12 protein-coding genes and 1 riboswitch are annotated in these 12,673 nt (G+C 38.8%); of the genes, 1 reads left to right on the top strand and 11 read right to left on the bottom strand.

Annotated elements, in window-relative coordinates; translation table 11 throughout:
* Positions 1-44: 44 nt before the first annotated feature.
* From IGJ99_RS11070 to celB, 4 genes are all read right to left on the bottom strand, one after another.
* Positions 45-626: a cob(I)yrinic acid a,c-diamide adenosyltransferase gene (locus IGJ99_RS11070; protein WP_023520164.1), complete on the bottom strand. Its 582-nt coding sequence runs from the start codon at positions 624-626 to the stop codon at positions 45-47.
* Complete coding sequence (locus IGJ99_RS11075; RefSeq protein WP_409173565.1) at positions 623-1,060, bottom strand: EutP/PduV family microcompartment system protein; 438 nt, start codon at positions 1,058-1,060, stop codon at positions 623-625. Before IGJ99_RS11075 ends, IGJ99_RS11070 begins: the two co-directional genes overlap by 4 nt.
* 424 nt (positions 1,061-1,484) lie before the next feature.
* A complete protein-coding gene (locus tag IGJ99_RS11080; RefSeq protein ID WP_438770826.1) occupies positions 1,485-2,387 on the bottom strand; it encodes a DUF7916 family protein in 903 nt (300 codons plus the stop codon).
* A gap of 12 nt (positions 2,388-2,399) precedes the next feature.
* Positions 2,400-3,683 (bottom strand): PTS cellobiose transporter subunit IIC, encoded by a 1,284-nt coding sequence (celB, locus tag IGJ99_RS11085; RefSeq protein ID WP_438748513.1) that lies wholly within the window; start codon positions 3,681-3,683, stop codon positions 2,400-2,402.
* A 289-nt stretch (positions 3,684-3,972) separates the two neighbouring features.
* Between celB and IGJ99_RS11090 the strand changes: the two genes are divergently transcribed.
* Positions 3,973-4,692, top strand: a complete 720-nt coding sequence (locus tag IGJ99_RS11090; RefSeq protein WP_438748516.1) for a UTRA domain-containing protein — start codon at positions 3,973-3,975, stop codon at positions 4,690-4,692.
* 66 nt (positions 4,693-4,758) lie between these two features.
* Here the strand turns inward: IGJ99_RS11090 and IGJ99_RS11095 are convergent, their stop codons facing one another.
* The 7 genes from IGJ99_RS11095 to IGJ99_RS11125 all read right to left on the bottom strand — a co-directional run bounded on the left by IGJ99_RS11095 (position 4,759) and on the right by IGJ99_RS11125 (position 12,648).
* Positions 4,759-6,222 carry a peptidoglycan DD-metalloendopeptidase family protein gene (locus tag IGJ99_RS11095; protein WP_438748519.1) on the bottom strand — a complete coding sequence of 488 codons (1,464 nt, stop codon included), beginning with the start codon at positions 6,220-6,222 and terminating at the stop codon, positions 4,759-4,761.
* A gap of 852 nt (positions 6,223-7,074) precedes the next feature.
* Complete coding sequence (locus IGJ99_RS11100; protein ID WP_224434193.1) at positions 7,075-7,614, bottom strand: hypothetical protein; 540 nt, start codon at positions 7,612-7,614, stop codon at positions 7,075-7,077.
* Positions 7,615-7,669: 55 nt separating this feature from the next.
* The gene (locus tag IGJ99_RS11105; protein ID WP_438770827.1) at positions 7,670-8,452 is read right to left on the bottom strand and encodes an ABC transporter ATP-binding protein; all 783 of its coding nucleotides are present in this window, start codon (positions 8,450-8,452) and stop codon (positions 7,670-7,672) included.
* Between the two features lie 13 nt (positions 8,453-8,465).
* Positions 8,466-8,990: an ATP:cob(I)alamin adenosyltransferase gene (locus IGJ99_RS11110; protein WP_409173568.1), complete on the bottom strand. Its 525-nt coding sequence runs from the start codon at positions 8,988-8,990 to the stop codon at positions 8,466-8,468.
* Between the two features lie 13 nt (positions 8,991-9,003).
* Entirely contained in the window at positions 9,004-10,002 is a 999-nt protein-coding gene (locus tag IGJ99_RS11115; RefSeq protein ID WP_409173940.1) for a FecCD family ABC transporter permease, read from the bottom strand.
* Positions 9,995-10,963 carry an ABC transporter substrate-binding protein gene (locus IGJ99_RS11120; protein ID WP_306795956.1) on the bottom strand — a complete coding sequence of 323 codons (969 nt, stop codon included), beginning with the start codon at positions 10,961-10,963 and terminating at the stop codon, positions 9,995-9,997. The genes IGJ99_RS11115 and IGJ99_RS11120 overlap by 8 nt, the downstream gene beginning before the upstream one ends.
* A gap of 188 nt (positions 10,964-11,151) precedes the next feature.
* Positions 11,152-11,323: riboswitch (cobalamin riboswitch) on the bottom strand.
* 428 nt (positions 11,324-11,751) lie between these two features.
* Positions 11,752-12,648: a hypothetical protein gene (locus tag IGJ99_RS11125; RefSeq protein ID WP_409173569.1), complete on the bottom strand. Its 897-nt coding sequence runs from the start codon at positions 12,646-12,648 to the stop codon at positions 11,752-11,754.
* Positions 12,649-12,673: the final 25 nt, after the last annotated feature.

A 12,673-nucleotide genomic window follows, 5' to 3' on the forward strand; every position in this document is an offset into this window, starting at 1 on the left:
CTAACAGCACTTTACCACACTGTTTGTGAAAAATCAAACACTTTTTATAAACCTTCTTCTTTTATCTTATGGAAGACCTTCTCTCCTCTTGTATAAAAAACATCCTCTTGCCCCATTTGCACATTCATATAACGCGCCAACGCATAAAAATAGTCAGACAAGCGATTCACAAACACGATCACTTCAGGATTGATCGCCGCAGTCGCACTTAAACGGACGATATGTCGTTCCCCGCGACGAGCAATTGTTCGCGCCACATGGACCATGCTCGCTCCTTGACAGCCCCCTGGTAAAATAAATCGTTCGATATCCGGCGATTGCTGTGTATAAAAATCAATCCGTTCTTCCAACCAAGTAACGCTCTCTTGTTGGACTTTCAGCGGTCGTCCATCTTCCAAGACCGTTGATAAATCAGTCCCTACATCGAATAAAAGTTGTTGTAGTTCTTCCAATTCTTTCTTAAAAACCTCTTGTTCTTTTGACAATTGACTGATCGTATAGCCCAACCATGAGTTCAATTCATCGATCGTTCCATAACTTTCCACACGATCTGAATCTTTCGATACACTATGACCGCCAACTAATTTTGTCATTCCCTTGTCGCCTGTTTTTGTGTAGATTTTCATGATTCTCCTCCTAAGTACTCAATCAATTCTGCTAGTCCCGTTTTTTCGACTGATGAGACTTCAAACAGCTTCGTTGCTCCAGCTGCAAGCAATTGTTCATGTACACGCGTCAACTCTTTCTCGTCTTTCACTAGATCAACTTTGGTCATGATCCCGATGACTTCTTTTGGAAAGATGTGGCCAAATCCTGGTGAAAAAATCTGTTCTTGGTCTAACGCACTTTGCACCAAACCAATGACATCTGCTTCTGCTGCTGTTACAGTCAAAGCAGCGTAGTATTGGCGATGTAGAATAAATTCCCCTGGTGTATCGATCATCTCAGGATGAAATTCTACCGCTTGGGTCTTATCATAAACGATCGCTTCTCCTCGCAAGGCTTGACAAAGAGTTGTCTTTCCACAGCCAATCGCACCCATTAAAATGATTCTCCTCATTTACCTCTCCTCCATAAAAAAAGCCTAAAAAAGCAGAAAAAGCTCTACTTTTTTAGGCGTCATTGCCGTATTCATACGCACACATCGTTGTGTGCTTCTTTTCACTAGTGTAATCGCTTCTTTCAAGTTTGTCAAAATAAATCTTAGCATCTAACTATGTGAATAGTAAAATACCTCACACTTATATTAAAATTTGAAGTTAACTTCAAATTTCTTCCTAAAAACTTTTTTTGAATTTAACTTCAGATAGTCTATAAAATTGTGATTACTGATAGAAATCACAACACAAAGCAAATTGCCGCTATACCAATTGTATATATTGTTAATTAGTTGCTTGAACAATAGTAATAAAAAAAGGACCTCCACTTTCACTTTTTAGAATATATCTAAAATGAAAGTAGTGTCCATTTAATCACTTAAATTTCTAACGCACGATCGAGCGTGACATCATCGCGATCGTATGACGGTTTCCACGGATCGCACGGCTCATCGCCATGATATTTTCTACCGGAGCGATTCCCGAGTAGCCGGCATCCCCGATATGTTGGATATCCACACCACAAATTTTATTTTGGATCACAATTTGTTTGATCGTGTCTGAATCGGATGATTCTTGGCTCGTACCAATTGCTGACATCACTAGCGCGCCCGCTGCATGGATCACTTTGACCGCCGCTTTTAATTCAATATCATCAAACCCTGGAACTGTTCCTACCGCAGGAACTAAGATCACATCCGCACCTGCTTCGATGAAGGATTTGATTGCTTCCAGATCTGCTACTGGTTCATCTACTCCCGCACCATGCATTTTTCCAGCGATGATCATGCCCCCAAAGTATTCTTTTGCCATTGAGATTGCTTTTGTAATGGCATCATTGGTGACACCACTTCCTGGATTTCCTGTCAAACAGATAAAATCTAATCCCTGTTTTTTGGCTGCTTCCATTGTTTCACGAGTCGCTTGACGCCCCTCTGGGATATCAAGGCGATCTTCTGCCATCTTCGCCTCAAAATCAACCGGTTCAAGATTCGCACCAATCGGTCTGCCGACTACTTTTCGTAACGTTTGAATGATCGGCTCTTCTTCCTTACCTTTCAAACCTGAAACGACTGGTTTTAATGCATCAAAAGCATTCAATAAAATAAAATCAGCGCCATACGCACGGGCAATTTCAGAGTTGGTGACATCTTCAATATTACTGTCCCGGATGACCACGTTTTCTGAACAAATCACACGTCCTTCACTTGCTTTGATCGATTGTTTCAATTCTGCCCCAGTCATCGTCATGATCTCTGATGTTTGAGCGCTAATAAATCGTTTCACCATATTATTTCCTCCTTAAATTTCTTGCATTTCATTCATGCGGTTTTGTTTTTCCATCACTCCGAAGAATGGTAAATAAATCAAAATATTCAAAATCAAGCAAATGATTTGGATAATTGAACCTGAGATATGGCCCCCTGTAGCTAGAAAACCTGAGATGACAGGAGGCATGGTCCAAGGAACCGCAATTCCTACCGTTCCGTGAACAAAACCAAGGGACATCGCAAAATACGTCACCACAGCATTGACCATCGGTGCCAAAATAAATGGAATCAACAACGTAACATTCAACACGATCGGCATCCCAAACATTGCCGGTTCATTGATATTGAAAATACCTGGTGTCAATGTTAATGGAACCATCGTTTTGGTCATTTTCGACGAATTTTTTCTCAAACCAACAATTGCTGCCGCAATGACTAAACCTAGCGTAGCTCCTCCACCACCCATATAAACAAAGTTTTCCATGAAGGGTTGTGTAATGATATGTGGTAATTTCTCACCAGCTTCTACTGCTACACGGTTAGCATCCGTATTCATCAACCAGATCGGCATGATCACAGAATTCACGACATTGGCGCCGTGGATACCCATGAACCAGAACAGTGAAACTAAGAAAATCGATACTAACGTACCACCCAATGTTCCCCCTAACAACCCTAGAGGACCACCAAAGATTTCCATCAACAGTTGGTGAATGTTTCCTGAACCCCAATCAGTCATTTGGAATATTGCATAAATGATCAACCAAAATGTTAGAATGGATGCACCTGGTATCAAGGCAGAGAAACTTTTCGCAACAGCTGGAGGGACAGAATCCGGTAAACGGACTTGAATGTTGTGGTCAATGAACCATTTGAAGATCAGTGTAGAAATAATTGCAATAACCATTGCCACAAAAAGCCCTTGCGCACCCATAAATGCAGTTGGAATGCCGACACCATCATCTGAGACGATGTTAGGTGTCACAAGTAAGAAAGAAGAAATAGAAATGATCCCTGCGGATACTCCGTCCTTTTCATACTGAACAGCTAAGGCATTCGCAATTCCAAAAGCCGCAACAAGACCCATGATCCCAAAACTAGCCGTGACACCTTTATTCAAATAAGTATCAATCCCATGGGCACTTAAGAAATCAGTCCAAGCGTCCACTGGAAATGAGGAAAGAATCAAAAACAGTGATCCAGTAATTATCAGTGGTAAAGCTAAAGTAATCCCATTTCGAATCGCAATCAAAATCTTATTGTTCGAAACTTTTGCAGCAATCGGCAACATCTTATTATTTATAAACTCGTTCATCTTTATCTTCTCCTATCTTATCGATGATGGTACTACTTTCGATTCTCCAAAAATAGCATTTCTTACCACGTACTATAGCGGAAAAATAAAGCCCTTACAAATCGCAAAATGAAAGATAATTTAATTTTTATAATCAAATTTTAATTTTAAACTGGTGCATATCGTTTTTAAGAGAAAATTAAGTGCTAAATTCACCCTCTAAGAAGAAACTGGTATGATATAATACATACCAAATAGGAAAGAATAAATTTTTCCTCATGATTATTTATAGAAAGGCAAGGAAGTAAATTTGAGGAAATATGAACAACTATCGAATCTGATTCTCGAACGTATCCATCAAGGAGAGTATCCTCCCGATTCCTTTCTTCCAAGTGAACGAAAATTAATGGCAGAATTCGGTGTGACACGTGACACGATCCGTTCAGCATTAAAAAGTTTAGAATCCACAGGGTATATCGAAAAAATACCTGCTCGAGGTAGTAAAGTGATTGCTCACGACAAAATCGATTTTTTTGTTAGTGATCTGTCAGGAACTTCAGAAAAATATCATTCCGAAAATCATTCCTTCAACACAGAGATTTTGTCATTGAAAAAAATTATCGTGGACGAGCAACTTAGAGAAAACTCCGGTTTTAGTTTAGGTGAATCCGTCTGGTATTTGCTACGTCGCCGCTTGTTGAATGGTCGTGCATTGATTCTAGAAGTAGATTATTTGCGTACCACTGTCGTTCCAGATCTAACCAAAGAAATCATTGACCAATCGCTATATCGTTACCTTGAAAATCAGTTGCATTTGAAATTGAACTGTTCAAAAAAAGAAATTTCTGTTGAGAATATCACTACTCCGATCGCACAATATTTAGATTTAGGAAAACATGACAAAAACATCTTTGTTGTTAGGAACTGGGCATATTTGACTGATTATACCCACTTTCAATACACAGAAAGTTGGCATCAAGTCGATTCATTCAAATTCGTTTTGTTGGCTGATCGGCCGATGAATCACTAATTGAGTCAAATAAAAATGCCATTGGAAGGGAGAACTCTTCCAATGGCATTTTTTCATTATCACTAATTAAAACAAAACAGTTGCTGGATCAATCAATTGCGCTTGAGATAAGCTGTTGTCACGACTGATCTCAAAATGCAGATGGCTGCCTGTACTATTACCAGTAGAACCGACAAACCCAATGATTTGTCCTTGTTCAACTTCATCATCAACTTTCACAACGTATTCTTGTTGATGAGCATAAAGCGCTGTTGTGCCATCTTCATGTTCAATGGCAACATAATTTCCCCATGAAGGATGGAATTCTGCTTTGATCACAGTACCCGCTTTACTAGCATAGATTGGCTCCCCTTGAGGTGCCGCAAAATCTAATCCACGGTGGAATTCACCACCACGAGGACCAAATGGGCTAGAAATCGTATAATTTCTTAATGGCACGATATATCCTTCTTTATTCACTTCAGGTCCGGCAACTTCTTTGTCATATTGTTCTAAATCATAAGTTTCGATCAGACCATTTAGTTTTTCGTTATATCTTGTATCTGTTGCGTAACGGCCTGTTAAAAATTCTGTTGCTTCTTTATAAGTTTCTGCATTGGATTTCCAAGCACCTGAATAGAACTCACTATTTCCAGTCAATCCTTCAGTCATTAATTTAGCATAGTCTTCAAGACTTTCTTCATAGTTGGCATATTTTCTGAATGTTGCTTGGATCGTATACAATGTACCATCACCAGCATCTTCTTGTGTGGCAAAAGTCACACCATTGCCCTCGTGTGTACCTTTGATCCCAAAAAGATTGTAGTTAGGGGCTTGCGCCAACTGGCTTTGTCCACTAGCTGATTCTAAAATCGCTTGGGCGATCATCACTGATGCGTATAAATCATGTTCTTGCCCGATTTCTCGAGAAGATTCACCGATTTTGCGAATGAAGCTCTCAACTGATTCATCTTTTTCAAAATGGATCGATCCTTCATCCGTTTCTTGACTTGATGGTACAAGATCTTGAATCGGTGTAGTTGCAGAAGGTTGACGTACCTCTTGAGCAACTGGCGCTGCAGGAGCAGGCGTTGGTGCCACAGGTGCAGCTGGTTGTGTCGGCTGACTCGGCTGTGGTGTAGTTGGTTGTGTTTCTCCAGTAGAACCGCCAGTTGATGGTGGCGTTGGTTTTTGTGGCTGACTCGGCTCTGTCGGCTTCGTCGGTTCTGTTGGTTTTGTCGGCTCCATTGGTGTTGTTTCCTCCGGTGTGCTTGGCTCTGTCGGTTCTGAAGTATCAGGTGTGGTTGGTTCACTTGAATCACCAGTAGACGGTGGCGTTGATTCTTCTGTACCATCTGTTGTTGTATCTGTTGTGTTATCTTCACCTGTGGTATCAGACGAATCCGTCGTTGTTTCTGTTTGGGCTTCCGCTGTTACTGGTTGGTCCGCAGAAAAAACTTGTTCATCTGCTAATACTTGTAAAGGCGTAGTTAGTAACATTTGTGAAAGAAATACAAATGAAACTAATTTATACGTAGACTTTTTTTTCAATTTTCTTACATCCTTTTCTTTAGTTATTTTTAAGATACATGTTAGTTATGAATTTTTTGTTAAAAAAATAATAATTTTTATAAAGTAATAACAATTATTTATCTCATATTAATGCTTCGTTCCACTACTAATAACAAACGTTAAGTGAAAATATCTAGCGAACACTGAGATAATACGACAGACTTTTACTTTATTATAATTCATTTTAACAGGAATAAGAAGAGTTAAGCAGTCCATATTTTTTCATCATTAAGAGCAAAATTTGAACTTGACATTGATTTTTCCCCATTTTTTTTACCGAGTAATATCAAATAATCTATAAAAAAAGCCCTCCAAATATTGCTATTCAACTATTTGGAGGACAGTCTCTGCTAAATTTGCTATCGCTAAAAAAGATAGAGTAGATAACCATCTAAGTTGCGGTGGCTACAAAAAAATTTCAGGTAATTCTGGTAGTGCGGTGATTTCTTCATAATAACTAGCGGAAGCCTTATTGATTGTGAGGGTCTTTCCCTTCAGTGAGACAGTAATCATCATGGTAGAGCACTTTGCACCTTACTCCTTTAGATACGTCAAAAGCTAAAATAAAGGACATGCGACTTCTCCTTTATTATTTGATTGAAAAACCTTCACTGATTAATCCCGATTCAACTTATCTTTACACGGATTACCAACATACTTAAAACAGATTCTAGAATGGTAGTGTAGAAGCTCGTTTTATGATTCGGACTCAAAATCCGTGAGGTCATGTCCGAGCTTTCTTTCACTCTTACTATACTTGATGACAAAAAAATAGTGGGTAAAATATTTCGTCAAATATCTTACCCACCAATCTTAGTATGTTTAGTATATTTATAAGTGATCCAACAATTTCTGAAATTCCTTCTGTAAGCGAAGCAATTTCGCACGTGCAGAAGTTTGAGTTTTATCCTTCACTGAATAATAAATCTTAAACTTTGGTTCTGTACCTGATGGTCGTAGACAGAACCATGAACCATCTGTGAATATATACTTTAAGACATTGGAAGTGGGTAGGTCAATCGTAGATGATTGTTGATTTGGCGTCGTTCTTAGTGACGTAGCATAATCTTCTGTACAGGAAAGGACAAACTCTCCTAAATGCGAAAATGATTGTTCTCTCAGACGATCCAGTCGTTGGTTCATTTGGATGATTCGATCTTTCCCAGAAAAAATCTGTGTTTCCAAATGTTCTTCATAGTAGCCGTATTCTTCATACAGTTCATGTAAGCGATCAATCAAATCCTGCCCTGATAAATGGCGATCTAACGCAGCTTCCGCTAATAATACCGCCGCTTGGATCGCATCTTTGTCTCTAACAAAAGGGGCGATCAGATAGCCATAACTTTCTTCTATAATCGTTATATAAAACAAGAAATCCTGAGATTTATTACAATTAATCTCAGGATTTCTATAATTATTTAGTAATTTACAATAACCCTTCCCCCAACTTCTCCCAAATCTCACTCTGTTCCTGAAAATGTTTCACTAGATCGACATCAAAGATATCTTTAAGTAGTTTCCTTGAAGCTGTTTCCAAAAATGGGCCTTGCTTGATGACTTGGCCTGCTTTCATGAATAGGACTTGATCACTTAATGACAGGGCTAAACGGATGTCGTGGAAGACGCCAATGATTGTTTTGTCTTGGTTCTTGCCCCAGTCTTTTAAATAGCCGATGAGTTCGAGCTGGTGCTTGATATCGAGATGGTTATTGGGTTCGTCTAGTAATAAGATATCTGGGTCTTGGGCTAGTACTTTAGCTAGGAAGACGCGTTGCTTTTGGCCACCGGAAAGTTGATTGACGGGGTGGTCTTTCAATTCCAACAAATTGGTTAGTGTCAGGCACTCCATGACTTTTTCTCGGTCTTCTGCTGTGGTGACTGACCATAGTCCTTGTTTGATGTGCGTATAGCGGCCCATCATGACGGTTTCATAGACGGTGTAATCAAAGGCAATAGTTGAAAACTGGCTGAGTAAAGCAACTTTGCGTGCAGCTTCTTTGCGCTTCATCGTGCGGACTTCTTTTCCATCGATCGTGATCGATCCTTCGTAGGAAAGGATGCCTGCAATTGATTTCAATACGGTCGTCTTGCCACAGCCGTTAGGTCCTAGGATACATAGGTTCTCACCTTTGTTCAGCTCGAAGAAAACTTCTTTGATGATTTTTACTGAGCCATAGCCAGCTTTGACTTGCGATAGCTTCAATGTCATCACTTTTCCTCCTTTAGCGGTAATTTCTGCTGACAAAAGGAATTTCCGTTACGTCGTCTTCTTGGTTGAATTTCAGCGCGATCATGAAGAAGTAACCAGACAACAAATTGAAAAAGTCTAGCAAGCCTGAATCGACTTTTTTCCCTTGATAAAGATGGCGATAGAGCAAACGAACGATTACTTTACAATCGACACGTAAAATATGAGCTAATGCACCTCGTTCACTTCCTTGAGGCAAGAAAAATGGTCCGCTTTGGTTTGTTCTTTCTGCATTCAATTTATCAACACGACTCTTTAACCAGTCGATTTCTTCTTGCGTGATCGTCATTTTTGTACGCACACACGCATTGGCATGATAAACCAATTCACCGATTTTCTCTAACTCTTCGTAAAAAGGAGATTCTTCACACTTTGCGCGTAATAGCCCGATTTCTGAAGATAAGCGATCGGTGTGTAATTCATAATCGCAACGTAAATCATCTGCATCGTCTGCTAAAAATGGATAAGCCTCATAAGGACTTCGATAAATATCTTTCATAATTGTAAAACACTCACTTTCGTTTGAAATAAACATAGGCAAAAAAGGGCGCACCAATCAATGCTGTGACAGCGCCGATCGGGATTTCTTGGGGAGATAATAGCGTTCGAGAAATCGTATCGCCGACGACCATCATACTGCCACCTAACAGTGCTGCTCCTGGAATGACCCAACGATGACTGGCACCGAAGTAACGTCGGATGACATGGGGGGCAATCAAATCAACAAATCCGATCACGCCGACAAATGAAACCGCACTTCCTGCAAGTAAAGCCGCAAGAACCATCACCCATAGCTTGATCGTTCGAACATCTACACCAGAGATTAACGCCTCTTCTTCACCTAAAGATAACACATCTAAACTTCTAGCAGAGAACCAAAGAGCGATTGTTCCAAATAGTAAGATAGGTAAAAAGATATGGATTTTTGCCCACGTGCTTCCTGAAAAGCTACCCATTTGCCAGAAGACTAATTGCTGCAAATGATCTTTGAACAATGCCGTGACGATCGTCAACATCGCACCAACAAACAAGGTCATGACCATCCCTACTAAAATAACCGTTTGGTTCGATAATTGCTGATCCACTCTTTGACTCATCATCAAGACAATAAAAACAGTTGCCAAACCAAAAATAAAACCTGTCAGTGGTAATGTGAAATTCGGGAACAACGGTAAAGTGATTCCTGAAACAATGATCAACGCAGCGCCAAGTGATGCCCCTGATGACACACCTAGCGTATAAGCAGAAGCCAACGGATTACCTAATAAGGATTGCATGACCGTTCCACTCACAGCCAAAGCAGCTCCTACAAGAAACGCCAAAACCACTCTCGGCAGGCGAACCTGCCAAAGAATGGTGACGATCGTTGCATCTAGCTGTTTGTCTCCTCTTGAAAATAATGCTTGGATCAAGGTATCAAAAGGAATGGATACACTCCCGATTTTGATCCCAAAGAATACCACGATGATACTTAAGACCACTGCTATCAGCAACCGACTTTGTTTATTCATTTTCCAACGATTGGTATTCATCAGGGTAGATTGCTAATGCCATTTCTTTTAAGGCTTTTGTCATATGGTGGTTTGGTAAAGAGCTCGCAGCGTTATCGATATAGAATACTGCTTCATTTTTCACCGCAGGAACGTCTTTCCAGTTGCCACGATCTAAGATTTCTTGCACTGCATCATCCAAGTAATTCACGTTCGTCAAAATCACATCTGGCTTGCTAGCAATCGCTGCTTCTTCTGTTACTGGAATCCAGCTTTCTTGATCCGCTAAGACATTTTCTGCACCTACAAGTTCGATCATTTCATTCAAGTAAACGCCTTTACCAAAGCTATAGATTTCAGGTAATGCGCTAATCTCAAACAATACTTTTTTCTTATCCGTAATCGTTTCACCAATTTCTTTGATTTCATCGATCTCTTTGTTCATTGTATCGACTAATTCTTGTCCTTTTTCATGCTCTTGTAAAGTATCCGCGATAAATTGGACATCTAAAGCAATATCTTCAATGGTATTACTTGTTGGAACGTTCACGACAGTAATTCCTGCATCTTTTACTTGTGACCAAACATTTTCAGAGCCATGCAGACTAATATCTGAAACATAGATCACTTGTGGGTTCAATGAAATCAATGTTTCTGCATCCACAGCCATCATATCAATTTGTGGCAACTCATCAATATCTTTTGTCATTGCTGGGCTTTGTGTGTCAACCGCTACTAATTGATCTTTACGTCCTAGATCATCGATCACTTGTGTAACTGAAGGAACTAAAGAAACCATTTTATCCACTTCTTCAGGAATCTCGATTTCTTCACCGCCACGATCTTTCGTCGGCAAAGCAACTTCTGAAGCTGTCGTTGTTTCTGCTGTTTCGCTTGTTTCGTTGTTATTATTTGAGCAAGCACTCAACCCAAAGACTACACTCAATCCCAATACAGCAACTAATTTCGATAATTTTTTCATCATCTTTTCCCACTTTCTTTGACTCATTTTTACTTTTCCCAGTGATTACTTTTTTACGATAACCCTTTCATTTCCATTCTCTTATCAAACAACTTTTTTTAAAAGTAAATAAAAACTGCCTTTCCTTTTACAGGAGAAGACAGTTTGATCCATCGCACAACAAAACACTTGATCTTTCTCCTACAAAAGAACATCATTGCCGTTAAACCGGTCTCCTGACTTGGTTTCCTTTTACTCCCAACCCTTCCAGAATGATCTGTGGTCCTATTGGTTTCATCCACCTTACAGTAGGTAGGTCTGTAGAGGACTTTCACCTCTTTCCCTGACATCTAATCGATTATTTTATTTTAAATTCACTTTTATTCACTCATTTATCTCTTGGAAATTTTAGCTCTATCAACAAAAGTATCTCCGCCAATACTTTAACATATGGATTTCATAAAAGATAGACGAAAATAAAGAGAAAAGAGCTACAAAATACATGAATTTCAACAAAAATATATTATTTTCTGTTTTTTAAAATGGTATTCATTTATACTATAAAAACTGACGACACTGTATCATTCGTTGATTTATCTAACGTTTTTTATTTTAATAAAACAAAGCTATTGATAGTCATTCCTATCATGTAAGTGTAAGGTAAAAGGACAAGAATTTGCTAAAAACCATGCAAAAATTTCCTATGTTATTCATTAGAAAAAAGAATAGATTTATCAGATTAAGGCGATTCATTTTAATAATAAAGTCAAAGATTACATTGAGATAGATGCCGAGATCCAAGTTTTGGGCTATTTCTCCTCTTTCACTTCTTTGGCTGTTCCTTTGATATGCTTGTTAAAATATTTTTCTCCGTACCATTCTAGCTGACTCTTACCTTCCCAATTGCGATATTCTTCTGGATATTTATATTTATAATAACCATGTAATAGATAGGGGAAATATAGATAGGCTTCTGCAAAAATGATTGCACTATCCATAGCTATCCACATACCTAATATACTGATAAATCCAACAAAATCTGTTCGTACTTCACCACTTTTCGGGCAAACGAATTTCCATATTATACCTACGGTCACAATTCCCCAGCCATATTTCATTGCTAATTTCATTACTTGATCTACCAACCTATCTATCTTGCCTTTTTTTCTTTCAACTTCATATAATACGTACTCAAGCGTACGTTTTTTAGTCCTAAATACAAGATAACCTACTAGTCCGACCAATCCTAGTAGGAACAGCATACCTAAAATGGTTAGTGGTTTAAGAAATACTGTGATGAATAAAAGATTCATCTCTATCACTAACCAAATGATATATAAGTTTAAGTTGAATTGAGCTCGTATCCTTGTAAAGTAATACTCTCCTCTATCCCTAAAAATGAAAACTAAAGTTACCCACACAAAAAATAATAAATAGAACAACCATATTGGTAAAAAATTGATGTCTGGTATAGGAACTGGACTAGGTCCTAATTCTCCTGCACTAATTTTCGTGGATATAACGGCGATCAAATAATTAATTCCTATTAAAAAGGCAAGTAATAGCACTCCTACAACTCTAGCAACTACCTTTTTACCACCTGTTGGATCCGGCAATTGATTAACATCTTTATTCATAAAAGTAACAAATGTGTCATCACTTAAATTTAAACTCTCTTCGAACGTTGCTTTGAATAGTTGTTTCATGATTTTTATCCACTAAAGCTATTCT

It is taken from the genome of Enterococcus sp. AZ095b, from assembly GCF_051714725.1.
Taxonomy (GTDB): Bacteria; Bacillota; Bacilli; order Lactobacillales; family Enterococcaceae; genus Enterococcus_B; species Enterococcus_B pernyi.